Here is a 24,708-nt window from a genome sequence, read left to right on the forward strand (position 1 = left end):
GCGCAAAGCAACAACACGGACACGTAGGATTCTGCCAGGACGGCGGAGTGAAATGGATGTCAGGGAAACAGTCTGCAAAGCCCCGCTTCGGCGGGGTTTTCTTTTGCCTGCAGAAAAGTGCTCAGCTCATCTCATCCAGTGTTGCCGGGCTGATCAAGCGCCCCTCCGAGCCATTCATCACTTCTTCCAGCAACGTACGCAACAAGGTCAGCGAGGCCTGTTGCCGCTGCACATCCCGACACACCAAGCCAACTTTCAGCGGCACCCGCGGCTCGCTCAGTGGTTTCCACAACAGCTCCTTGTTGCCGTGTGCCTGTTGTGAGCGTCCGGGCAGCACCGTCGCCAGTCGCGTGTGCGGCAAACTGTCGAGAATCCCCGCCATGTTGTTCAGTTCTGCCTGTACTTGCGGACGTCGTCCCAGATTGGCCAGTTGCGCTTGCCAGATCTGCCGCACTTGAAACTCTTCACCCAGCAGCAACATCGGCAATTCGGCAGCCTGACTCATCGAGACTTTCTTGAATTCGCGCAACGGGTGATCCGCCGGGATCACCAGGGTCAGCTCGTCTTCGTACAGCATCACGCCGTGCAGCCCCGGCTGACGAGGCGGCAGATAGCTGATGCCGATGTCCAGCGAGCCGTTGAGCAAGCGTCGCTCGACTTCCAGCCCCGTCAATTCATAGATTTGCACCACCAAATGCGGCTGCGCCTTGCGCACGCGTTCGAGCATCTGCGGCACCAGGCTGCTATGGACGGTCTGCAATACACCGATGGCGAGTGTGCGCAGCGCCTGGCCCTTGAAGTTGCCCAAGGCTTCACGTGCCCGCTGCAATCCATCCAGCAAAGGCAGGGCATGGTTGTACAACGTATGGGCAGCCAGGGTGGGCAGCAGGCGTTTGCTGCTGCGTTCGAACAAGCTCACATCGAGGTTTTGCTCGAGGTGGCGGATCTGCTGGGACAGTGCCGGTTGGGAGATTGAAAGCCGCTCGGCAGCCCGGCCCACATGACCTTCTTCGTAGACCGCGACGAAATAACGCAGTTGCTTGAAATCCATAAGGTGTGCTTATCGAAAATGCTGGGAAATCGGAATGGCTCAAGGCCTCGCGTGAGCCTAGTCTAACCGCATTCACAGGGCTTACAGGGCCACAGATCGCGATGAATACCGTTTGCTTCGATGGTGTTTACATAGGCACGGCAAAAAACCTCGCACGAGGTTCGATCAGATGAATTTGTTCAGCTTGCGGCGCAATCCCCCGAGTCTTGATGACTTGGCCGTGGACGCCTCCTTGCCGTCCCAAGGCGACAATCTTTCCAGCGAGTGCCTGATGCCCAGTGTCGAGCGACCGAAACAGATATTCGTGCGCGGCCAGGGCTCATGGTTGTGGGACAGCGATGACCGCGCGTATCTGGATTTCTCTCAGGGTGGCGGGGCCAATAGCCTCGGACACAGCCCTTCGGTACTGGTCAACGCCATAGCGGCGCAGGCTCAGTCGCTGATCAACCCCGGCTTCGGCCTGCATAACCGCGGCATGCTCAATCTTGCTGAGCGACTGTGTTCCAGCACCGGCAGTGATCAGGCGTACCTGCTCAACAGTGGCAGCGAAGCCTGTGAAGCGGCGATCAAACTGGCGCGCAAATGGGGCCAGCGGCATCGCGGCGGGGCTTCGCGGATCATCGTTGCCAACAACGGCTGCCATGGTCGTAGTCTGGGGACGCTGTCGGCGTCGGACAGTTCAAATCTGCCTAACCGATTCGAGCCGCTGCTTCCAGGCTTCAGTCACGTGCCGTTCAATGATCTTGCGGCCTTGCATGCAGCCGTCGATGCCCGGACCGTGGCGGTCATGCTCGAACCGATCCAGAGCGAAGCCGGGGTGATACCGGCCACGGAGCATTACCTCAAAGGTGTTGAGCGCCTGTGCCGTGAGCTTGGGATTCTGCTGATTTTCGACGAAGTGCAAACCGGCATCGGTCGTTGCGGCACTTTACTTGCCGAACAATCCTACGGCGTGCAGGCAGATATCGTCGTTCTCGGCAAAGGGCTGGGCGGCGGCGTGCCATTGGCCGCGTTGTTGGCGCGAGGCAAAGCCTGTTGTTTCGACATTGGCGAAGTGACAGGCACTCATCATGGCAATGCACTGATGACGGCGGCCGGTCTTGCCGTCCTCGACAGCGTTCAGGACAAGGGGTTTCTCGATCATGTCGGGGAAATCGGTCAGCACCTGAGCGAAGGTCTGCAGCGTTTATCCCGTCGCTATGGTCACGGCGAGTTGCGCGGGCAAGGGCTTCTCTGGGGTCTTGCCTTGTCCGACGAATCGGCTGACGCCGTCGTCAAGGCGGCGTTGTACGAAGGCCTGCTGCTCAACGCTCCGCAGCCCGATTGCTTGCGCTTCACCCCGGCCCTGACCGTCAGCAAAGCCAACATCGACGAAATGCTCCTGCGTCTGGCCCGCGCCTTCTCCCGTGTGCGCACTGCGCAACTGCAGTGCCGCAAAGGGATTGCCGTCTGATCAGACCTGTCCTACACGAATTCCCGAACCGTCTCGCGGTATAACGCATCGCCCCATGCCTGATTCTTTTGGTGTGGGGCGTTTTTTTGTCTCTGGATTTCGCCGGAAAGGTTTCACTCTCGGACGTGATGGCACTGAACCCTGACGAACGGCAAAGGTCGATTAGCTGTAGGCTCACACGAGCCAACTTTAATCAGGAGCTGACCCCATGGACTTTATTCGTATCATCATCGCCATTCTGTTGCCGCCACTGGGTGTGTTTCTGCAAGTCGGTTTCGCCGGGGCGTTCTGGCTGAATATTCTGCTGACGCTGTGCGGTTACATTCCCGGGATCGTGCATGCGGTGTACATCATCGCCAAGCGCTGAGTTTCGCGGCGCCCGTTAGATCGCTTTCGCGAGCAGGCTCGCTCCCACAATGGATCTTTGGTGTACAGAAATCCCTGTGGGAGCGGCGGTGCGACGATTCGACTTGCTCGCGAAGGGAGCACCGCAATTTCCGCACTCAGTGCAATCTTCAGTCCGCTAACGCCATCACCCTTCGATAAAACAACCACTCCTGCTCCAGCGCATGGGCCTGATTGCCGGCCTTGCGAAAGCCATGGCGTTCGTCGGCGTAGTAATGCGCTTCAACCAGAATGCCTTTGTCCTGCAACGCCGTGACCATGTCGCGGGTTTGTTGCGGTACCACCACGGCGTCCAGTTCACCCTGAAAGAAAATAACCGGAACACTGATGTTGCCCGCGTGCAGCAACGGCGTTCGAGCAGCGTAGCGTTCGGCATCCTGCACCGGGTCGCCGATCAGCCAATCCAGATAGTCGCCTTCGAACTTGTGAGTCGTCCGGCCCAGCGCCACAGGATCACTGACGCCATACAGGCTGGCGCCGGCGCGGAAGACTGTGTGAAAGGCCAGGGCACACAGCGTGGTGTAGCCGCCGGCACTGCCACCGCGAATAAATGCCTTGTTGCCGTCGATCAGCCCGCGTTCGGCAAGTTGAGTGACGACTGCGCAGGCATCCTCCACGTCCACTTCGCCCCAGCTCAAATGCAGCGCTTGTCGATAAGCCCGACCATAGCCACTGCTGCCGCGGTAGTTGAGGTCGGCCACGGCGAAGCCGCGTTGCGCCCAGTACTGAATCCGCGGATCGAGCATCGGGTAGCAGGCCGACGTCGGGCCGCCGTGGATGAACACCACCAGAGGTGGCTTCGCCTCACCGGTCATCGCGGGATAGAAGAAGCCGTGGGCCTCGCCCGAACCGCTCGGGTAGCGCAGGGTTTGCGGCACGCTGATCTGCTCGGCGGGCAACGGTGCAATTCCGCCCGCCAGTGTTTTGACCTGGCGGGTCTGGCGGTCGATGGCAATGACTGCCGACGAACTGACTGGCGAAGCGGCGATGCAGTAAATGAACTGCTCATCCAGTGCGAGTGAGCGGAAGCGACTGTAGTCGCCGGTGAAATCCTCACCGGCATCACCACAAAGCCCCAGTTTGCCAAAGCCGTCTTCAGTCCAGCTCGCCAGATAGCGGCCTTCGCTCAGCGGCAACCAGGTGCAGCCACCCAACTGCCACGGTGCTGGCCCATGATCCGCAAGGGCACTCGGCAGCGGGCTCAGACCGTCTGCCGATTCCACCCAAGGCTGCCAGTAGCCGGCGCGATCAGTCAGGCAAAACAGGCGGCCGTTTGCATCGAACCTCGGTTGTTGCAGCGATTCCTCCGCGTCTTCGCCCGCCACGCAACGCGGCAGAGCAAAGCGGCCATCGTCCTGGCGTTCGGCAACCATCAGGCGAGTCGCGGTCCATGGCTGGTCCGGGCGGCTCCACTCGATCCATGCCAGTCGTTGCGCGTCGGGACTCAACGTCGGCGCGGCATAGAAATCGGCGCCTTCGGCCAGCAGATGACGTGCGCCGTCAGCCAGGTCGATAGCCACCAGACGATGCCGATCGCGGTTTTCCTCAACCGCCAATACCTGCCCGTCAGCGAACTGCAGATCGCCATATCGGCATTCGCCTGAGCTCAGTAATTCGGGTGTCTCACCGGTCAGCGACTGTCGATACAGCTGTTGGTCCGCCTCGTTGACGAACACGATCCCGTCATCGGTCAGACAGAACGCGCCGCCGCCGTATTCGTACACGCGACTGCGTACACTGAAACCCGCTGGTGTCAGGCAATTCGCCTGGCCGTCACGCCAATGCCAGATCCGGCAGGCGGCGTCCTCGGGCCGGTACTCGTTCCAGAACAAGCCATGCGGGCCGACCTGCAACTCGGCGAAGTCGATGCCGGCCGCAACAGCCTTGGCAGCGCTGAAGGGCTCAGCTTTTAGCGATGAGTCGTGAATTTCGTTCATTACGAAAGGCCAGTTGTTCAATGGTCTGGGTCGCGTGCTCGGCTTCTTCGCGAGCCTTGAGGATCACGCCGTGATGGTCCGACTTGCTGCACACCGGGTCGGCGTTGCTCGCGTCCCCCGTGAGCATGAAGGCCTGGCAGCGACAGCCGCCGAAGTCTTTTTCTTTCTCGTCGCAGGAACGGCACGGCTCGGGCATCCAGTCGTAACCGCGAAAGCGATTGAAGCCGAACGAGTCGTACCAGATGTGCTGCATGCTGTGGTCGCGCACGTTAGGAAATTGCACCGGCATCTGTCGGGCGCCATGACAGGGCAAGGCGGTTCCGTCCGGTGTGACCGTCAGAAAAATACTGCCCCAGCCATTCATGCAGGCTTTCGGGCGTTCTTCGTAATAGTCAGGCGTGACGAAAATCAATTTGCACGGATGCCCTTCGGCTTCGAGTTTGGCGCGGTATTCGTTGGTGATGCGTTCGGCGCGGACCAGTTGTTCCTTGGTCGGCAACAGACCGACCCGGTTGAGCTGCGCCCAGCCGTAGAACTGGCACGTGGCGAGTTCCACAAAGTCCGCCTCAAGGGCGATGCACAGCTCGATGATCCGGTCGATCTTGTCGATGTTGTGCCGATGGGTCACGAAGTTCAGCACCATCGGATAACCGTGGGCTTTCACCGCGCGAGCCATTTCCAGCTTCTGGGCGAAGGCCTTTTTCGAGCCCGCCAGCAAGTTATTCACCTGCTCGTCGCTGGCCTGAAAGCTGATCTGAATATGGTCCAGGCCGGCCTTTTTGAAGTCGCTGATTTTCTGCTCGGTCAGGCCGATGCCGGAGGTGATCAGGTTGGTGTAGAACCCCAGCTTGCGCGCCTCGACAATCAGCTCGGCGAGGTCCTGACGCACCAGCGGTTCACCGCCGGAAAAGCCCAACTGCGCCGCGCCCATCTCCCGCGCTTCGCGGAACACCTTGATCCACTGTTCGGTGCTCAGTTCCTTGCCTTGCTCGGCGAAATCCAGCGGATTGGAACAGTACGGGCATTGCAGCGGGCAGCGATAGGTCAGCTCGGCCAACAGCCACAGCGGCAGGCCGATTTCCGGTTTGGGCGGTAACTTGTCTGACGCGGATTCAGGCAAGTTCGATCCAGTGCTGAGCACGGGCAACCTCCATGAATTGTTCGATGTCGTCACCGAGCTCGGGCACGCCGGGGAACTGCGCGTCCAGTTCGGCGATGATTGCCGCGACGTCTCGCTCGCCGTCGATCAAACCGCCGATCAGCGCGGCGCTTTCATTGAGTTTGATCATGCCTTCCGGGTAAAGCAGCACATGACCTTTCTGCGCCGGTTCGTACTGGAAGCGGTAGCCGGGACGCCAGGTCGGGGTCTTGCTGCGATCGAAACTCATAAGGTGATTCCTTTATGCCAGACCCGTTGCTCGGTCACGCTGTGATATGGCGGGCGTTTCAGTTCGTAGGCCATGCTCATGGCATCGAGCATGCTCCAAAGAATGTCCAGTTTGAACTGGAGAATTTCCAGCATGCGCTCTTGGCCGGCCCGCGTCGTGTAGTGCTGCAAAGTGATCGCCAAGCCGTGTTCCACGTCGCGGCGCGCCTGACCCAGGCGGGTGCGGAAATACTCGTAGCCAGCCGGGTCAATCCACGGGTAATGCTGCGGCCAGCTGTCCAGGCGCGACTGGTGGATTTGTGGCGCAAACAGTTCAGTCAGCGAGCTGCTGGCGGCTTCCTGCCAACTGGCCCGGCGGGCGAAGTTGACGTAGGCGTCGACGGCAAAACGTACACCGGGCAGTACCAATTCCTGCGAGCGTAGCTGATCGGGGTCGAGGCCGACGGCCTGGCCCAGGCGCAGCCAGGCTTCGATGCCGCCGTCTTCGCCGGGGGCGCCGTCATGGTCGAGCAAACGCTGAATCCACTCACGACGAATCTCGCGGTCCGGGCAGTTGGCGAGGATCGCGGCGTCCTTGAGCGGGATGTTCACTTGGTAATAGAAACGGTTGGCGACCCAGCCCTGGATCTGCTCGCGCGTTGCCCGGCCTTCGTACATCGCCACGTGGTACGGGTGATGGATGTGGTAGTAAGCGCCCTTGGCGCGCAGGGCCGCTTCGAACTCGGCGGGGGACAGTGCGGTGTCAGTCATTTCGGTTCTCCGGGGACGACCGGTGGATTCTTTGGTGTCTGGTCGGACGCCTTCGCGGGCAAGCCCGCTCCCACAGGGTGACGCGATCCACTGTGGGAGCGGGCTTGCCTGCGAAGAGGCCATCCACTACAGCACAATACTCATGCCGTCATACGCCACTTCAACCTCACGTCGAACCAGTTCCGCCCGCTCCGGCGAATCCTCATCAAGAATCGGGTTGGTGTTGTTGATGTGGATAAGCACTTTGCGCTGGTTGGGCAGCTGTTCCAGCACTTCCAGCATGCCGCCGGGGCCGTTCTGCGCCAGGTGGCCCATTTCCCGGCCGGTGCGGGTGCCGACGCCACGGCGCTGCATTTCGTCGTCATCCCACATCGTGCCATCCACCAGCAGGCAATCGCTGCCGGCCATGATTTCCAGCAACGGTGCGTCGACCTTGCCCAGGCCCGGCGCGTAGAACAGTTTGCCGCCGGTGTTGAGGTCTTCAACGATCAGGCCGATGTTGTCGCCGGGGTGCGGGTCGAAGCGGTGCGGCGAGTACGGCGGCGCGGCGCTGCGTAGCGGCAACGGGGTGAAGCGCAGGCTGGGGCAGGCCGGGATGGTGAAACTGCGGTCGAGCTCGATCGGGTTCCAGGCCAGCCCGCCGTTCCAGTGGGTCAGCATGGTGAACAGCGGAAAACCGGTGCTCAGGTCCTCGTGGACCATGTCGGTGCACCAGACTTCGTGCGGGCAACCTTCGCGCAGGCTGAGCAGGCCAGTGGTGTGGTCGATCTGGCTGTCCATCAGGATGATCGCGTTGATGCCGGTATCGCGCAGGGCGCGGCCCGGTTGCATCGGGGCAAAGCTCTGGAGCTGGGCGCGGATGTCCGGCGAGGCGTTGCACAACACCCAGTTCACACCGTTATCGGAAATGGCGATGGACGACTGGGTCCGCGCCTTGGCGTTCAGGCTGCCATCGCGAAAACCGGCGCAGTTCACGCAGTTGCAGTTCCACTGAGGGAAACCACCGCCGGCGGCGGAACCTAGAATCTGGACAAACATGGCCGCTCCATCATTTTGAAAACTGAAAATAAAAACGCCTCGGCGAGCCGAGGCGTTGCACTGCGCTACAAAAAGATTAGCGGCTTGCGAAGTACATGGTGACTTCAAAGCCGATACGCAGGTCGGTGTAAGCAGGTTTGGACCAGGACATAAAAGCGCTCCTTCGGGTGATGGGACAGTTGAGATCTATACATATAGTCCACCTCCAGCCGGAGATGTTCAGATAGTTAGGTGGCTATGTTACTCAAAATTACAGGGCGATTGGCCGCGAATCTTTGAGAAAGCTAATTGCAGCCCCGGTAATGATCATTTTGCCGCTTGCCAAGGCGAGCCCGGGCACGGTCCGCTGGCCAGACAGCGCCAACCGCCTTCAGCCTGATTCAGTCGTTGTGCTGCGGCCAGTAACGTTTCGCGGTCGATCATCAGAATCGTCTGAGGTAGAAGCTCCAGATAATCCGACGAGTGGCCGGCCAGTTTGCCCTGCCAGAGCAGTTCGGCGGCTTGGGCACTGGGCAGCGCCGCGCTATCGAATTGATCGGCCAGTGCCTGGCGCTGGTCGATGAAGGTCTCGTCATCAATGTCTTCGATAATCCCGGGCAATCCGCTCAGGAAGTGTTCGATGTGTTCCAGCAGATCCAGAGGGGCGACGCTGGGTGATTGCACGCCGAACAGCAGCCCGGTCTGCCCATGGATCTGCCGCAGGGCGCTGAGCACCGCATAACCGAGCTGCAGTTCTACCCGCAGGCGTTGGTAAAACGGCGTCTGGCAGACGTGAGCCAGCAAGCGCCAGGCGGCTTCGTCAGCGATGTCCGCGGTTGCCGTCGGGCAGAAGAGCAACAACGCGTGTTCGCTGGACCCGGTATCGACAGCGCTCCACAGATGCTGCGCGTTTATCGGCGAGGGCGGTGTGAGTTGATTGTCCGCAGTGCCGGGCACACGACTCAAGGCAAAGCCCATCGCTGCCTGTGTCTGGGAGGACAGCCCGGTCGCCAGGCCATCCCAGCGTGCGCTCGACCAAAGCTGCATCAAATCGTCCGAGTCAGCGCTGCGCTCAAGGCAGTGATCAGGCAGCGCTTTAAGCAACTGTCGAATCGGCATCAACGCAATGCTCGGCGGCTCTTCTTGCGAGAAACCGGCATCGGCTGTTGTCAGTTCTTTCAGCGCGTGTTCTAGGACGTTTGGTATCGGCTCCTGTAGCCCGGTCATTTTCAGCAGCCATTCATTGCCCGATGCGTTGAAGGAAAAATCGACACCTGCCTGACGCGCGTCTTCACGCAATGGCTGAAGGCGGTTTTCCAGGTTTGCCTGGAGGCTGCTGCGAGGTGCCGAGTCCAGACGCCAGCGCAGGTAAACGGCACCTTCGGCACTGTTATCCGGCAATGCCTGACTGAACTGCATGGGCGAACGTTCACGGCGACCGCGCGAGCGATCCTGGGCAAAGGTCCGCAAGCCTCGGTGTTTGCTGGTCTGGCCGCGGATCAGTCCGGCACTTGGGGCCGCAGCCTCGGCGCGTAAAAACGGATTTGGGGTTGGCAGTTGCCATTGGCCGGTGAAGTTATCCACAGCGCCGATTTGTTTCAGGACGTCCTTGAGGGCAGCAACAGCCGATTCGGATAACCCGGCTTCACGCTGTTCGCTGTCCAGTCGGGCCAGTTGCAGGGCGCCGCTGACTTGCTGCTGACGTTGCAGCAACGCAGCGTATTCTTCGCGCAACCCGGCCCAGGGTTGCTGTGAGGCAAAGAATCCAAGCCAATCCAGTAGCTGTTCGCGGATCCCGTTGGGCGTCGCGTTGGCAGGCAATGTGAACTCGATGTGCAACAAAGCCTGGCCGGCGAACTGATACAACGGCGCAGCTTTCAGGCTGTCAGCCAGCCCGCGTTCGCGCAATTGCGCCACCAGACCACCGGGTTTCGCGGCGTTCAGCCAATGACACAGGAACGCCAGCGCCTCCGACGATGAATCGGGCAACGCTTCGAAGGCAAACAGCAGATCCAGTCGACGCGCTCCAGCCTGTTGATAACTTTTGTCCGAAGAATCCATCAGCGATGGAGGCGCCTGTTGTGGGACCTTTTCTCCTATGGGAATCGCAGTGCTAAAGCGCTGAGCCATCGCCCTCAATTCATCGAGACTCTGTGGCCCGGTCAGGCTCAAAGTCATCTGCCCGGTCTGATAAAACCGCTGATAGAAACTCTGCAAGGCTTGCTGGAACTCAGGTTGCGGCACCGGCAGGCTGTAGCGGTTACCAGCATGAAACGCCCGCAACGGATGCGCTGCTGAAAGACCATCGAACAGCGCGAATTGCTGCTGAGCGGTCGTATCCCGAGACCAGGCGACAAATTCTGCGTGCAGCACTTCCCGTTCCCGCCGCTGATCGTCCGGATTCATACGCGGATGAGCGAGCATGTCCGACAGACGCTCCAGCCCTCCACTAAACGACTGCGGCGGTAATTCGAAAAAGTAGTCCGTGGTGCGTTCGCTGGTCCGTGCATTCACCTGGCCACCATGGCCCTGGACGTAGGCCATCAGTGCCTGGCTCGCAGGAAAGCGCTCTGTACCGAGAAACAGCAGGTGTTCGAGAAAGTGCGCCAGCCCGGGCCATGCCAGCGGCACGTCATGGCTGCCCGCCGCAACGCGCAACGCTGCTGCACTGCGCTTCAAATCGGGAGCATGACGCAGCGTCACCCGCAGACCGTTGGCCAGGGTTTCTGTGTGAGGGCGAGGGTGATTCAGCGCAGGCATGAGCACTTCCAGAGCAGAGAAGCGCTAATGCTAGCGGATTACAGAGGCTCAGCGCTTGTTAAGGTCGTCGTAAAGCTCGGGGCGACGATCGAGGAAGTAGCGATTGGCGGCGCGGGAGTCGACCATCAACTGACGATCCAGCTCACCGACAATCAGTGCTTCATCGAGACCGGCCTGGGCGATGCGGCTGCCATCCGGCGCGGCGATGCTGCTCTGGCCGCAATACTGGATCTCGCCTTCGTTGCCGCAATAGTTGGCGTAAGCCACATAGCACTGGTTTTCGAAAGCCCGGGCGCGGACGGTGACGTCGGCGATGAAGTCGTAAGGAATCATGTTCGCTGTCGGCACCAGAATCAGCTCGGCGCCGGCCAGGGCCAGGCGGCGGGCGTTTTCCGGGAACTCCAGGTCGTAGCAGATCAGGAAGCCGAGCTTCCAGCCATTGAGTTCAACCAGCGGAAACTCATCCGGCCCGGCGCTGAACATCGAATGATCGAGGTCGCCGAACAGGTGAGTCTTGCGGTAGTTGCACAGGCGTTCGCCATTGGCGTCGATCAACTGCACGGCGTTGTAGATCTGCCCGTCCTCGGTGCGCTCGGGATAACCATACAAAATGGCTATCCCGGCCGTCTTGGCGATGCGCGCAATTTGCTGCGCCGACTCACCGTTGTGCACCTCTGCCAGCACATTAACGGCATCGAGGCCGATGTTGTAACCGGTCAAAAACATCTCCGGCAGCACCAGCAAGTCTGCGCCCTTGGCCTCCAGCGCCAATTGATGCAGACGTTGCAGGTTGCCTGCGACGTCCAGGGGCAGCGGTGGACATTGGTAAAGGGCTACGCGCATTTCGGATTCCTCTTACTCGGGCAGGGCGATCGGACCGATCTCGTTGAACACATCTCCTGGACCCGGGTTCTCGGCGTGAGTTTCACCGCCGAAGTGTTTCATGATGCCCCACACCGCATTAAGCGAGGTCTGTACCGCGCCTTCGACCCAGGCAGGCGTCCACGAAACGTCGTCGCCGGCGATGAAAATCCCGCGCTGCTCGGCCGGCATGTCGTCCTGCATGAAGTGCGCGTACATGCGCTGGTTGTAGCGATAGTGGCCGGGCAGGGCGCCTTTGAAAGCCCCGAGGAAATGCGGGTCGGCTTCCCAGGACACGGTGATAGGATCGCCGATGATCCGCGCGGCGATGTCGACTTTCGGGTAGATCTTCTTCAACGCATCCAGCGCCAGTTTCACGCGTTTTTCCACCGGTTGCGGGAGCATTTTCAGCGCATCGCTCATCCACGAATAGGACAGGCAAATCACCCCCGGCTTGTCGTCGCCGTTGTCGAACAGATAAGTGCCACGGGTCAGACGATCGGTGAGGGTCATGCTCATCAAGTCGCGGCCGGTTTCCGGGTCCTTGTCCTTCCAGAATGGCCGGTCGACCATCACGAAGGTTTTCGACGATTGCATGTAGCGGGTGCGGTCCAGGGCCATCCACATCTTTTGCGAGAACAGGGTTTCATCGCATTCGATCTGGGTGGTCAACAGCCAGCTCTGGCACGTGGTCAGCACTGCTGCGTATTCGCGGGTGTCGCCCCAGTTATCGGTGACGGCAAAGCGCCCGTCTGCCGCGTGGGCAATTTTTTTCACGCCGGTACGTGGCGCGCCATTGTGCAAGGAGCTGAGGCTGGTGCCTTCTGGCCAGTGCACACAACGTTCCGGCACATGACGCCAGATCCCCAATGGCACTTGCTCCACGCCGCCGACCACCAAATGCTGGTGATCGTCGCAGTTGGTCATGACCACGCGGAAGATTTCCAGCATCGAATTCGGGAAGTCCGAGTCCCAGCCGCCGGTACCGAAACCGACCTGACCAAACACTTCGCGGTGATGGAACGAGAGTTTGGCGAAGGCTTTTGAGGTGGCCACGAAGTCGTAGAACGTGCGGTCGTCCCACAGCGGAACGAGGGTGTTCCACAGTTCTTTCAGGCGCGGCACATCACGGTCGCGGATCGCTTGCTGGATGTCAGAGAACTGCGAACCGGCTTCCAGCGCATCGGCCCAGGCGTCGGCGACTTCCTGGAACAGCGCAGGAAGATCCGCCAGTTTCTGTGCGTAATGGGTCTGGCCTTCGAGGTCGATCACCGTGCTGCCCGAAGCAGGGGTCAGCGGGTTCGGGAAAGGTTTGGTTTCGAGGCCAAGCTTGTCGACGTAGTGATAAAACGCGGTGGACGACACGGGGAAGCGCATGCCGCCGAGCTCGGCGATGATGCCTTCGGCGCCGTTGAACGCCTGGGAGCGCAGACGGCCGCCCATTTTCGAGGCTTCGTACACGACAGGTTTCAGGCCCAGCTTCATCAATTCGTAAGCCGCCACCAGACCGGCGATGCCGGCACCGACGATCGCAACCTCGGCGCCATGGTTGTGGGCAGGGATGCTGCCCAGGCCGGCCGGGTGTTCGATCCAGTCATCGAAACCGAAGGGAAAGTCCGGACCGAAAATGGTGACTGGTTTTTTACCGTCTGCAGGATGGCGATTGTTCTTGTTCATGGCTGACCTTGCTGGCGACCGGACGCGGCATGCGCGTCTGAGTATAGGAAAAGATGGCTGCCATTCTAGAGAGCGTAGAACACGTTAATAAGACGCAATGTGTCGTCGTTTTGATAATTGTTTGAGCAGAATGACGACAAATTGCTGCACATCGTCAATGTAGGAGCCGAGTTTGCTCGCGATGAGGCCCTCCCAGACACCAAAGAGCTATCGGCAAAAACTCAAACCGGCTGCCCCCGATCAATCTTGCTACTCAAAATGATCGACGTAGTCGTCTTCTCCACCCCATCCACGCTGCCTATCTGATCCAGCAACTGATCAAGTTGCTCTGGTGAGTCGGTGCGCAACCACGCCACGTAATCAAATTCGCCACTGACTGCGCACAACTGCTGCACCTGGGCCATTGCGCTGAGGCGTCGCAACACTTCCTTGCCCGAGCGCGGTTGCACCGTGATCCCGACGTACGCCTGCAAGCCGCCATCCACGACACGTTGACCCAAACGCACGCCGTAACCGGTGATTACCTTGGCTTTTTCCAGCCGGGCCAGCCGCGAAGTCACGGTGGTGCGAGCGATGCCCAATTGGCGCGCGAGCATGGCCACACTCTCGCGGGCATTGATCTGCAAGGCTGCAATCAATTGGCGGTCAATTTCGTCAAGAACGGGCGGGCGAGTGTCAGGCAAGGGGCGTCTCCAGCGGCACAGATCAATGGGTTGGCATGTTACAGGCACATCTCGCACCGCGGATGGTTGATCTCGCCTCAGTACCGTTCAGAGCGCTTCTGCCTCTCGGGTTTTTCTTTGGCTTGAACAAGGCGTAATCGACGGTATGGACACCAACAGTCAGTCGTAGTCGAATGCGAAATCGAGGGATGCGAGGCGATGGAAATGACAAAGAAAATGCCACCCGCTGTACGCGAACGTGCGTTGCAGATTGCCAATCACGAAATGGCGCATTACGTCATGGCCCGAGCCTTGGGGTTTGAAACGGGTGGCGTGACCCTGACAGTGACCATGGATTTGCGGCATCAAGGCGGGGCGTCCATTAGCCTGGTGCGGCCAATTTCGTCGATGGTAGCCATGAGGGAACATCTGGAGGCGCGGATGATGGTCCTCTTTGCTGGCGCGATGGGGCAGACGTTAGCTTCACAGCATTCGCCCGACAAACGCGTCGATAAGTCGAAAGCGACAGCCATCCTCAAAGGAGAGCTGGGGGCGGAACAGGATTACGCAAAAATAAGGGAATTACGGCACTTGCTGCGCAATATCGCCTACCCCGATACGGATCCGGCCTCGTCTGACCGCATAACGGCTGAACTGAAAGAGATTACTGATCGTGTGTGGCTGAGGACTCAAATGATCGTAGAAGAATTGGCCGATACGATTACCGAATTGGGACGCGTGCTGGTCGACGGCATGGTCATCGTTGAACAGTGGGGCAGGGCTGCGGATACGTATGAGGTCGTGTTGACGGGTGCAATGCTTGAGCAGCTGCGATCAGTGCAGGCCATTCCAGCGTTAACGGTTGCTTCTTAAGCTGTGAGTGATCTGCGCGCATGTAGATTGGAAGCCCCGAACACGTTATTCCAACAGACACGAAAAAGCCGCGCGTTGCGCGGCTTTCTTGTTTGGTGGGCCCAGTAGGACTCGAACCTACGACCAAGGGATTATGAGTCCCCTGCTCTAACCAACTGAGCTATAGGCCCTCAGTAGGCCGCGGATTATAGCGACGGTTTCTCGGCTGTGCTATCCGAAAAGTCTGAAATGGCTATACGAAGAAACGTCGCGGCAAATTCTTCCGGTGGCAAAGGCAGGCTGACGATGTAGCCCTGGATCTGTTCACAGCCCTCGGCAGCTAGGAATTGCTGCTGTGCGAGGGTTTCGACGCCCTCGGCGATGATGGTGAATTGCATGCTTCGGCCCAGGGCGATGATGGCGCGAACGATGGCTGCGTCGTGGGGGTCATCCGGCAGGCCGCGGACGAAAGACTGGTCGATCTTGAGAATGTCCAGTGGTAGGCGTTTGAGGTAACTCAGGGACGAGTAACCGGTGCCGAAGTCGTCGATCGCCAGTTGCACGCCCAGGTGTTTGAGTTGATGCAGCACGGCCAACGCCTCTTCAGCTTGGCTCATGATGAAGTTTTCGGTGATTTCCAGTTGCAGGAAATCGGGTTTGAGGCGGTTGTCCTTGAGCAGTTGTTCGATCCGGCCGAGCAGGTTCGGCTGGCGCAATTGAGCGCCTGCGAGGTTGACCGACAGTGGGCCGACGGGTTCGTAAACCTGATTCCACTGGAACATCTGCCGGCAGGCGGTTTCGAGAACCCAATCGCCGATTTGCAGGATCATGCCGTTTTCTTCGGCCAGCGGAATGAAGTGCTCCGGTGGCACCTCGCCGAAGGTCGGGTGGCGCCAGCGAATGAGCGCTTCTGCGCCGACCAGGCGATGGTCGACCAGGCTGATCTTCGGTTGGTAATGGAGGTGCAGTTCGTTGCGCTCGATAGCACGTCGCAGTTCATGTTCAAGTGCCACTCGCTCGCTGGCTTGGGCGGTGAGGTCGCGGGTATAGCTTTCGACCCGGTTGCGACCCTTGGCCTTTGAGCGGTACATCGCCGCATCGGCGTTCTTGACCAGCGTGGCGACGTCGCAGCCATCCTTGGGATACAGGCTGGTGCCGATACTGGCGCTGATAAAAAACTCATGTTCGCCAGCCTGGAACGGTGCGCCGAAGCAATTGAGCAATTTGGTCGCGATGTTGTCGGCGTCACTGGATTGCTGCAGCCCGGGCAGCAGGATGATGAATTCGTCGCCACCCAAGCGCGCCACGGTGTCGATGTCGCGCAACTGCTCCTTGAGGCGCACGGCAATGCCCTTGAGCAGCAGGTCACCGACCGGGTGACCCAGGCTGTCATTGATGTGTTTGAAACGGTCCAGGTCCAGGAACAGCACCGCCCCCTGGCCACCGTTTTCCTGTTGATTGTTGAGCGCAGTCAGCAATCGGCTCTCAAACAGCGTGCGATTTGGCAGCCCGGTCAGCGGGTCGTGGTGTGCCTGGTAATCGAGCTTGGCCTGGGCGTGTTTGAGGCTGGAAATGTCCGCGAACACCGCGACAAAGTGGGTGACGAATCTGTCCCGGTTGCGCACCGCACTGATGGTCAGCCAGCTCGGATAGAGCTCGCCATTCTTGCGCCGATTGGAGATTTCGCCTTGCCAATGACCTTCAGCGGTCAGTTGATGCCACATGGCGGCATAAAACGCGCTGTCGTGCAGGCCCGAGGCGAGCAGGCGAGGGGTGTGGCCCAATGCTTCGCTTTCGCTGTAGCCGGTGATTTCGGTAAACGCACGGTTGACCGCGCTGATGTGTTGTTGAGTGTCGGTGATCAAAACACCTTCGGCGGTGCTCTCGAATACCGTGGCAGCCTGTTGCAGCTTTTCCTGCATCAGGTGTCGCTCGGTGATGTCCCGGGCGATGGTCAGCATGCAATCTTCATCGCCGATCGGTAGCGGCCTGCTGGACACTTCGCAGAGGCGGATCTGTCCGTCGCTGCGGCGTATATGGCAACTGAAGTCACGGACGAAACCGTCCCGGTGCAGCAGGTCGAGCATCTGTTTGCGTTCGTTGAGATTGACCCAGATTCCCAGCTCGAGGGCGGAGCGATCCACGGACATTGCGCTGTTGAAACCGGTAATGCGACTGAAACCCTCGTTGACCTCAATCAGTAAACCGTCGCTCTGTCGTGACAGCAGTAGGCCGTCGGGTGAGGCATGGAAGGCCTTGGCGAATTTCTCTTCGGAGGTTTGCAGTTGTTGCTGGGTTTCCTTGAGCTGGCTGATATCCCGCACGACCACTACCAGCGCAGGAGTTGTATCGAGGTCGAACGGTTCAGCGGAGATCAGGCCGGTAAACACCTGGCCATTGTTGCGGCGAAAGGGCATCTCCAGGTTTCGGATGCTGCCGGCCTGCAACCGTTGCAACAAGCCTGGCCCGACGCCGGGGACTCCCCAGATATTGAGGTCGGTGGCTGTCTGGCCGATGACGTCTTCGGCCTTGAGACCGATCTGTTCTTCGAACGCTTCGTTGACCTCCAGCAGGCAGCCGTCGCAGAGCCGCGCAATGACCAGTATGTCCGGGCATTGCTGGAACACCGAGGCGAACTTCTGCTCCGACAGGCGCAACGCCTCTTCGGTGCGCTTGGCTTCGCTGATGTCGATCATCAGCCCGCGCATCACCGGTTCATGGCCGTGCTCGATCAGGCTGACGATATCTCGCACCCAAATGCAGCGGCCATCGGCGGTGATGACCCGGTAATCGTGGCTGTGATCGCGCCCGGCCAGTACTTCGTGATCACAGAAGGTCTGGGCGCGAGTCAGGTCGGCGGGGTGAATGATGTTGCGCCAGAAGCCCGGAATCAGCCAATGAGACAAGGGGTAACCGAGCAGATCCTCGGCATGGGGGGACACATAGCTGTAGGTGAAATCGCTGATCCGCGCTTCCCAGGCAATGGCCGAAAGGCTCTCCACCAGCCCGCGGTAATGGTATTCACTGCTTCGCAGTTCCTGTTCCAGGTCGACCCGGCGGGCAATTTCTGAACTCAGCCGACGGTTGATCCGGATAACCATCGCCAGCACGATGATCAGCAGCAGCAATCCCGGTAGACCGTAAACCAGCAGATCGTTCCAGAAAGTCCGATGATCGAGGACGTTGCCGACCCACTGCTCCTGAATCTCATTGATTTCGTCCGGGGACATGTCCGCCAGGACTTTATCCAGAATGCCGACCAGTATCTTGTTGTCCCGGGGCACGCCCATCGCCAATTGATAGCGATAAGGGGTTTCGCCGCTGACGTAGAGCCCGTCGAGCTTTAACTGACGCAGGCTCCAGACGCTGGAGGCGAGATCGCCGACCACCGCATCGACTTCATCGGTAGCCAGCGCTTGCAGCGCTGAGCTGACGTTGGGCATCGCCACCAGATTGAGGTCGGGATTGTGGGTGCGCAACAGCTCATGGGGCGCATAGTTTTCCACCACGGCGACTTTCAGACCGTACAAGTCTTCGAGTTTACGGGGCTGAGGGCCTCCGACATGGGCAAGGATAACAATCGGGAAGTCCAGGTAGGGGCGAGTGAAGGAGAGGTAAGTCTGGCGCTCCGGGGTCGACATGATGCCGGGCAACAGGTCCAGCTTGGCTTGTTTGGCCTGCTCCAGGACGACGGTCCAGCTGACGGGCTCGATGGGCGTGAGCTTGATGGCCAGGCGTTGACGGATCCTGTCGATATAGTCTGCTGCAAGGCCCTGATAGCGGCCCTGATCGTCGCGAAACTCGAAGGGGGGCCATGACGCATCGACACCCAGGCGCAAGTCCGGGTGAGTCGCCAGCCAGCTACGTTCTTCGTCGGTCAGAGTCAGCGCGCCAGCCGTTGCGGTCCAGGTCAATAGCGACAGCAAAAAAAGCACGGTCGGCAGTCTGGGCATAACGGTCTCGTTATGGCTCGGGGAATGTTTCGAGTGTAGACGGGCAATTCGGAGGGGGGGAGGTGCGAGGGATTTAATCTGTATAAAAGCAAAACCCCCGGCCTGGGCCGGGGGTTTTGTATTACTCGTCGAGGAAGGAGCGCAAATGCTCGCTTCTCGTCGGGTGGCGCAGCTTGCGCAGCGCCTTGGCTTCGATCTGGCGAATCCGTTCACGGGTCACGTCGAACTGCTTACCAACCTCCTCGAGGGTGTGGTCGGTATTCATGTCGATACCGAAGCGCATGCGTAGAACCTTGGCTTCACGGGCAGTGAGGCCGGACAAGACTTCGCGAGTCGCTTCTTTAAGGCTCTCAACAGTGGCGACATCGATTGGCGACTGCATGGTCGAGTCTTCGATGAAGTCACCCAGATGGGAGTCTTCGTCATCACCGATCGGGGTTTCCATGGAGATCGGCTCTTTAGCGATCTTCAATACCTTGCGGATCTTGTCCTCAGGCATTTCCATGCGTTCGCCCAGCTCTTCCGGGGTCGGTTCGCGACCCATTTCCTGCAACATCTGGCGGGAAATACGGTTGAGCTTGTTGATCGTCTCGATCATGTGCACCGGAATACGGATGGTGCGGGCCTGGTCGGCGATCGAGCGAGTGATCGCCTGACGGATCCACCAGGTGGCATAAGTCGAGAATTTGTAGCCGCGGCGGTATTCGAATTTATCTACCGCTTTCATCAAGCCGATGTTGCCTTCCTGGATCAGATCGAGGAATTGCAGGCCACGGTTGGTGTACTTCTTGGCGATGGAGATCACCAGACGCAAGTTCGCTTCTACCATCTCTTTCTTCGCGCGGCGGGCCTTGGCCTCACCGATCGACATGCGACGGTTGATGTCCTTGATCTCGGCGATCGTCAAACCGGTTTCGGTTTGCAGCGCGGTCAGCTTCTGCTGGCAACGAATGATGTCCGGTTGCAGGCGACCAATGGCTTCAGCGTATTTGCTTTTGCCTTTGGCCAGCGCATCGGTCCAGCTTTCGTCGACTTCGTTGCCCGGGAACTGGCGCAGGAAGTCGGCACGCGGCATGCGGGCATCACGAACGCAAAGTTGCATGATCGCGCGCTCTTGCTGACGCAGACGATCCAGGGCACTGCGAACACGCTCGACCAGGCCTTCGAATTGCTTCGGAACCAGTTTGATCGGCATGAACAGCTCAGCCAGCAGCACCAGCTCGGCAATTGCCAGCTTGTTGCCACGACCATGCTTTTTCAGCGCCTTGCGGGTGATTTCCATCTGGTCGGCAACAGCGCCAAAGCGCTGAGCTGCGATGACCGGATCCGGACCGCTTTCGGCTTCTTCTTCGTCGTCGGTGCTGGCTTCAGCTTCGTCGTCGTCGGTGTCGTCGTCCGCTTTCACGGCTTTCGGGTCGACAGGCGGCGGCACTTCTGCAGCAGGCGGCGCAATGCCGTCGTCCGGGTCGATATAACCGCTCAGGACGTCGGACAGGCGGCCACCTTCGGTGGTGACGCGAGTGTATTCGGAGAGAATATGGTCAACCGTGCCAGGGAAGTGCGCAATTGCGCCCATCACTTCGCGGATGCCCTCTTCAATACGTTTGGCGATTTCGATTTCGCCTTCACGTGTGAGGAGCTCTACCGTACCCATCTCACGCATGTACATGCGCACTGGGTCGGTGGTGCGACCAATGTCGGTCTCGACCGCTGCCAACGCTGCTGCTGCCTCTTCGGCCGCGGCTTCGTCGGTATCGGCGTCGGCCAGCATAAGGGAATCCTTATCTGGCGCAACCTCGAATACGTTGATCCCCATGTCATTGATCATGCGGATGATGTCTTCCACCTGTTCCGGATCTGAAATATCCTCCGGCAGGTGGTCGTTGACCTCCGCGTAAGTCAGGTAACCCTGCTCACGACCAAGTGTGATCAACTCTTTGATACGAGACTGCTGTTGCGCTTTTCCGGACATAACACCCTATCCACTGAAGGTCTTGGCGGGCAAAAAACAAGCCGAGGATTATACCTGAGCTATGACCTCACGCGCCAGTTGAGGTCGGGCTTGTTGCGGAAACATTGCGACTTAATAGGTCGCGCAGTTGGTTTTTCTCTTCGGCACTCAGTTCACTTTGACGTGCTTTCCTGAGAAGTTGTTCCAGGTTTCGCTCGCGTTGGCGGGCTGACAAGCTAGTAATGGTGTCGAAAAACTGTTGTTCAAGGTTATCTCCGTCAATCAGCCATTCCTTTTCCGCCAGCGCCTTGAGCAAACGTCCTTGCTCCGTACCGTGCCAGCGTGCAATCAACTGAAATGAGTTTAGCTTGGGATTCTTCTGTACGGCTTCGAGCAAGGCCACCAGCAGTTGCGTGTTGGTGTGATCCTCGGCAGCAAAGTGCCCGGCATCCTCGACTTTCTCGGCCAGTTGCGGGTGATGCAATAGCGTGCGCAAGGCGGCCAGGGTTGGTGGCTCTACAGCGGCCGGCACCCGTGGCGCGCGGGGTTGATCGTGATCACCGCCGCGTTTGCCATTTTTGTCCCACGGTTTTTTGTCCCATTTCTTGCCGCCGGCGCCGGGTTTCTTCGGTGTCCATTCCTGCTGCGGCACATACATCTCTTGTGCCTGCGGCTGATGGTAGTCGCTGTAATCCGGCATGGCGTCGTAATCGATGCCCGGATCGTACGCCGGCGGCGCTTCCTGGGGCGCGCTTTGCACCAGCTGGCTCACAGCTTCACCGCTAAGCCCGGTAATTTCGGTCAGGCGCTGACGCATCAGGATGCGCAGGTTCGCCCCGGGGACTTTGTCGATCAGCGGCGCGGCGAGGGTGGCCATGTGGGCCTTGCCTTCGAGCGAGCGTGGGTCCGATTCCTCGGTCAGCTGTTGAAAAAAATAATCCGCTAATGGCTGGGCGTGCTGGTTGATCCGTGCGCGGAAGGCGTCAGTGCCTTCGGAGCGGACCAGCGTATCCGGGTCTTCGCCTTCGGGGAGGAACAGAAAGCGTGCGCGCCGTCCGTCCTGCAGGCTCGGCAGCGTTGCCTCCAGTGCCCGCCAGGCGGCATTTCGGCCCGCCTGATCGCCGTCGAAACAGAACAGCACGTTGGGCACGACGCGAAACAGACGCTTCAAGTGCTCTTCGCTGGTGGCGGTGCCTAGGGTCGCGACAGCATTGCGCAGGCCTTGCTGGGCCAGGGCGATAACATCCATGTAGCCTTCGACGACGATTATTTCGTCGAGGTTGCGGTTGTTCTTGCGTGCTTCATAAAGGCCGTAGAGTTCCTGGCCCTTATGGAATACCGGGGTTTCCGGTGAGTTCAGGTATTTCGGCTTGTCGTCGCCCAATACCCGGCCGCCGAAGGCGATGATTCGCCCGCGGCTGTCGCGGATCGGGAACATCACGCGATCGCGGAAGCGGTCATAGCGTTTGCCGGTTTCGGCGTTCTCGATCAGCAGGCCGGCATCGATCATGGCTTTCTGTTGCAGGGTGTCGCTGCTCAAGTGCTTGAACAGATTGTCCCAGCCGGGCGGTGCAAAGCCGAGGCCGAAGTCTCGGGCGATTTCGCCGGTCAGCCCGCGACCCTTCAAGTAATCCACCGCTGCTTTTCGCGATGGATGGCTTTTCAGCGCCTGGCGGTAAAAGTCGGCGGCGGCGGTGAGTAGCGGGTAGAGCGGCGAATCGGTCGGCTGCCGCGGTTTGTGCGGTCGTCCGCTTTCTTCGCGAGGGATTTCCATGCCGGCGGCTTTGGCCAGTTCTTCGACAGCCTGGACGAAATCCAGATTGTCGTGGTCCATCATGAAGCCGAGGGCGTTGCCGCCAGCGCCGCAGCCAAAGCAATAATAGAACTGCTTGTCGGGGCTGACGCTGAACGAGGGGGTTTTCTCTTTGTGAAACGGGCAGCAGGCGGTGTAGTTCTTGCCAGCCTTTTTTATTTGCAGGCGCGAGCTGACCACGTCGACGATGTCGGTGCGGTTCAGAAGGTCGTCAATGAAGCTCTGGGGAATTAGCCCGGCCATGGCGTTCTCGTCATCTGCGCTGCAATGGATCCGAAACGAAGAGCGGCTGAGCGCGGGTCCTTGTTTGAGGCGCGCAAAATGTGCGGCTCGACCAGTGTCGTCTGCGTAATCGCTGTCGGGAAGTGTATCTGCCGAAAATCCACTGACGTTAGTACCAATCAGTATTCGACTATTTGAAAGTGTTGCGCTGAAATCCGCTGCGGCCTGTCGATGGCCTCGGATAGCTCATAAGCTGGCACGCAAGAAGGTGCCTTGGGCTGATCGTCGTGAGAGGAATCAGTGGGTGTGCTCGTCAGTAGCCTTGGAAGGCTCGTCAGAAAAGACGTGCACCGCTGGCAAAAGAGCCAGGTCTGACGCTGTGAAGCAGATTTGTCTCGGTCGCGTGTGCGGCTTTGACGGTGAAGCATCAAGCATTTTCCGCAAATGCCATTAGCCCGGCTGAGGGCCGGGCTTGGCAGAAGCTTGCTACGAACGTCTGTGTATTAGTACAGACGAACGGCGCGGCGCTGTTCGCGCTGAACTTTCTTGGCGTGACGCTTAACAGCGGCTGCTGCTTTGCGCTTACGCTCAGAAGTAGGCTTCTCGTAGAATTCGCGGCTACGAACTTCAGCCAGTACACCGGCTTTTTCGCAGGAGCGCTTGAAACGACGCAGAGCTACGTCGAAGGGTTCGTTCTCTTTTACTTTGACGGCTGGCATCCAGAGCTACCTTCATTCATTACCGGGGTCAACATCCTCGTGGCAAAAGAGCACTTGAAGACGTCGGTTTTTAAGGGTTGCGGATGTTAACCCCTCATCGCTCGGAATGCAAAGCCTCTGATCGAAAACCGCTAGTCGGGGCATCACATGGCGACTATTATGCGCGCCTTCGAATTCAGCCTAAACAAGGCGCAAACCCATGCTAGTACTGGGATTAGAAACCTCCTGCGACGAAACCGGTGTCGCATTATATGACAGTGAACGCGGCCTGCTGGCCGACGCGCTGTTCAGCCAGATCGACCTGCACCGCGCCTATGGCGGGGTCGTGCCGGAGCTGGCCTCGCGTGACCACGTCAAACGCATGCTGCCCTTGATTCGTCAGGTGTTGGCTGAAGCTGACTGTGTACCGACCGAGATCGACGCCATCGCTTATACCGCGGGTCCTGGCCTGGTCGGTGCCTTGTTGGTGGGTGCTTCCTGCGCTCAGGCGCTGGCCTTCGCCTGGGGCATTCCGGCACTGGGCGTGCACCACATGGAAGGTCACTTGCTGGCGCCGATGCTGGAGTCGCAGCCGCCGGAATTCCCGTTCGTCGCTTTGTTGGTGTCTGGCGGTCATACGCAGCTGGTTCAGGTCGACGGGATCGGTCAATACACGCTCCTGGGCGAGACCCTCGACGATGCCGCCGGTGAAGCTTTCGACAAGACCGCGAAGATGATGGGCCTCAATTATCCAGGTGGCCCGGAAATCGCTCGACTGGCGGAGCAAGGGGTTGCAGGACGTTTCACTTTCCCGCGTCCGATGTGCGACCGTCCAGGCCTGGCTTTCAGTTTCAGTGGCTTGAAAACCTTTGCCCTGAACACCTGGCAGCAGAGCGTCAGCGCCGGGGACGACAGCGAGCAAGCCCGTTGCGACATCTCGCTGGCGTTCCAGCAGGCCGTGGTGGAGACTTTGACCATCAAGTGCAAGCGTGCCCTGAAACAGGCCGGTATGAAGCGTCTGGTGATCGCTGGCGGCGTCAGCGCCAACAAGGCACTGCGTACCTCACTGGAGAAGATGCTCGGCGACATGAAGGGCGATGTTTTTTATGCCCGTCCGGAGTTCTGCACCGACAACGGCGCGATGATCGCCTTTGCCGGCTGCCAGCGTTTGCAGGCCGGTCAGCACGAAAGCCTGGCGATCAGCGTGCAGGCGCGTTGGCCGATGGAGCAATTATCGGCGCTGTGATGAACGGCGTTCA

19 protein-coding genes and 1 tRNA gene are annotated in these 24,708 nt (G+C 59.4%); 4 read left to right on the forward strand and 16 right to left on the reverse strand.

Annotation, left to right across the window (positions count from 1 at the left end):
- Positions 1 to 121: 121 nt before the first annotated feature.
- Complete coding sequence (locus PFAS1_RS13840) at positions 122 to 1,051, reverse strand: LysR family transcriptional regulator (RefSeq protein WP_074871434.1); 930 nt, start codon at positions 1,049 to 1,051, stop codon at positions 122 to 124.
- A gap of 169 nt (positions 1,052 to 1,220) precedes the next feature.
- On the opposite strand from PFAS1_RS13840, the gene PFAS1_RS13845 reads away from it, so the two are divergent.
- Together PFAS1_RS13845 and PFAS1_RS13850 are read left to right on the forward strand one after the other, a co-directional pair.
- Positions 1,221 to 2,504 carry an aspartate aminotransferase family protein gene (locus PFAS1_RS13845; RefSeq protein ID WP_076029521.1) on the forward strand — a complete coding sequence of 428 codons (1,284 nt, stop codon included), beginning with the start codon at positions 1,221 to 1,223 and terminating at the stop codon, positions 2,502 to 2,504.
- 208 nt (positions 2,505 to 2,712) lie between these two features.
- Positions 2,713 to 2,871 (forward strand): YqaE/Pmp3 family membrane protein, encoded by a 159-nt coding sequence (locus PFAS1_RS13850; protein WP_007904205.1) that lies wholly within the window; start codon positions 2,713 to 2,715, stop codon positions 2,869 to 2,871.
- Between the two features lie 148 nt (positions 2,872 to 3,019).
- Here the strand turns inward: PFAS1_RS13850 and PFAS1_RS13855 are convergent, their stop codons facing one another.
- The 10 genes from PFAS1_RS13855 to PFAS1_RS13900 all read right to left on the reverse strand — a co-directional run bounded on the left by PFAS1_RS13855 (position 3,020) and on the right by PFAS1_RS13900 (position 13,981).
- Positions 3,020 to 4,846 (reverse strand): S9 family peptidase, encoded by a 1,827-nt coding sequence (locus tag PFAS1_RS13855; RefSeq protein WP_076029522.1) that lies wholly within the window; start codon positions 4,844 to 4,846, stop codon positions 3,020 to 3,022.
- Positions 4,812 to 5,987: a pyrroloquinoline quinone biosynthesis protein PqqE gene (gene pqqE, locus PFAS1_RS13860; RefSeq protein WP_076029523.1), complete on the reverse strand. Its 1,176-nt coding sequence runs from the start codon at positions 5,985 to 5,987 to the stop codon at positions 4,812 to 4,814. The genes PFAS1_RS13855 and pqqE overlap by 35 nt, the downstream gene beginning before the upstream one ends.
- Entirely contained in the window at positions 5,959 to 6,234 is a 276-nt protein-coding gene (pqqD, locus tag PFAS1_RS13865; RefSeq protein WP_008024193.1) for a pyrroloquinoline quinone biosynthesis peptide chaperone PqqD, read from the reverse strand. The genes pqqE and pqqD overlap by 29 nt, the downstream gene beginning before the upstream one ends.
- Entirely contained in the window at positions 6,231 to 6,983 is a 753-nt protein-coding gene (gene pqqC / locus PFAS1_RS13870; protein WP_074871423.1) for a pyrroloquinoline-quinone synthase PqqC, read from the reverse strand. The genes pqqD and pqqC overlap by 4 nt, the downstream gene beginning before the upstream one ends.
- 126 nt (positions 6,984 to 7,109) lie before the next feature.
- Positions 7,110 to 8,021, reverse strand: coding sequence for a pyrroloquinoline quinone biosynthesis protein PqqB (gene pqqB / locus PFAS1_RS13875; protein WP_076029524.1), 912 nt, complete (start codon positions 8,019 to 8,021; stop codon positions 7,110 to 7,112).
- 76 nt (positions 8,022 to 8,097) lie between these two features.
- The gene (gene pqqA, locus PFAS1_RS13880; RefSeq protein WP_009045898.1) at positions 8,098 to 8,172 is read right to left on the reverse strand and encodes a pyrroloquinoline quinone precursor peptide PqqA; all 75 of its coding nucleotides are present in this window, start codon (positions 8,170 to 8,172) and stop codon (positions 8,098 to 8,100) included.
- A gap of 155 nt (positions 8,173 to 8,327) precedes the next feature.
- Positions 8,328 to 10,760, reverse strand: coding sequence for a pyrroloquinoline quinone biosynthesis protein PqqF (gene pqqF / locus PFAS1_RS13885; protein ID WP_076029525.1), 2,433 nt, complete (start codon positions 10,758 to 10,760; stop codon positions 8,328 to 8,330).
- A gap of 48 nt (positions 10,761 to 10,808) precedes the next feature.
- Entirely contained in the window at positions 10,809 to 11,603 is a 795-nt protein-coding gene (locus PFAS1_RS13890) for a carbon-nitrogen hydrolase family protein (protein ID WP_074871418.1), read from the reverse strand.
- A 12-nt stretch (positions 11,604 to 11,615) separates the two neighbouring features.
- Positions 11,616 to 13,298 carry a flavin monoamine oxidase family protein gene (locus tag PFAS1_RS13895; protein WP_076029526.1) on the reverse strand — a complete coding sequence of 561 codons (1,683 nt, stop codon included), beginning with the start codon at positions 13,296 to 13,298 and terminating at the stop codon, positions 11,616 to 11,618.
- A gap of 221 nt (positions 13,299 to 13,519) precedes the next feature.
- Positions 13,520 to 13,981 carry an Lrp/AsnC family transcriptional regulator gene (locus tag PFAS1_RS13900; protein ID WP_007980298.1) on the reverse strand — a complete coding sequence of 154 codons (462 nt, stop codon included), beginning with the start codon at positions 13,979 to 13,981 and terminating at the stop codon, positions 13,520 to 13,522.
- A 204-nt stretch (positions 13,982 to 14,185) separates the two neighbouring features.
- On the opposite strand from PFAS1_RS13900, the gene PFAS1_RS13905 reads away from it, so the two are divergent.
- Entirely contained in the window at positions 14,186 to 14,833 is a 648-nt protein-coding gene (locus tag PFAS1_RS13905; protein WP_076031530.1) for a peptidase M41, read from the forward strand.
- Between the two features lie 93 nt (positions 14,834 to 14,926).
- On the opposite strand, the gene PFAS1_RS13910 is transcribed toward PFAS1_RS13905, so the two are convergent.
- The 5 genes from PFAS1_RS13910 to rpsU form a co-directional block, all read right to left on the reverse strand.
- A tRNA-Ile gene (locus PFAS1_RS13910) sits at positions 14,927 to 15,003 on the reverse strand.
- A gap of 15 nt (positions 15,004 to 15,018) precedes the next feature.
- A complete protein-coding gene (locus PFAS1_RS13915; protein WP_076029527.1) occupies positions 15,019 to 18,765 on the reverse strand; it encodes a bifunctional diguanylate cyclase/phosphodiesterase in 3,747 nt (1,248 codons plus the stop codon).
- A 121-nt stretch (positions 18,766 to 18,886) separates the two neighbouring features.
- A complete protein-coding gene (gene rpoD / locus PFAS1_RS13920; RefSeq protein WP_074871412.1) occupies positions 18,887 to 20,737 on the reverse strand; it encodes an RNA polymerase sigma factor RpoD in 1,851 nt (616 codons plus the stop codon).
- Between the two features lie 67 nt (positions 20,738 to 20,804).
- A complete protein-coding gene (gene dnaG, locus PFAS1_RS13925) occupies positions 20,805 to 22,772 on the reverse strand; it encodes a DNA primase (protein ID WP_076029528.1) in 1,968 nt (655 codons plus the stop codon).
- A 482-nt stretch (positions 22,773 to 23,254) separates the two neighbouring features.
- Entirely contained in the window at positions 23,255 to 23,470 is a 216-nt protein-coding gene (rpsU, locus tag PFAS1_RS13930; RefSeq protein ID WP_002551877.1) for a 30S ribosomal protein S21, read from the reverse strand.
- Between the two features lie 199 nt (positions 23,471 to 23,669).
- Here rpsU and tsaD point away from each other — a divergent pair, with 199 nt between their 5' ends.
- Positions 23,670 to 24,695 (forward strand): tRNA (adenosine(37)-N6)-threonylcarbamoyltransferase complex transferase subunit TsaD, encoded by a 1,026-nt coding sequence (gene tsaD, locus PFAS1_RS13935; protein WP_046045367.1) that lies wholly within the window; start codon positions 23,670 to 23,672, stop codon positions 24,693 to 24,695.
- The last annotated feature ends 13 nt before the right edge of the window (positions 24,696 to 24,708 follow it).

The organism is Pseudomonas frederiksbergensis, assembly GCF_001952935.1.
Taxonomy (GTDB): domain Bacteria; phylum Pseudomonadota; class Gammaproteobacteria; order Pseudomonadales; family Pseudomonadaceae; genus Aquipseudomonas; species Aquipseudomonas frederiksbergensis.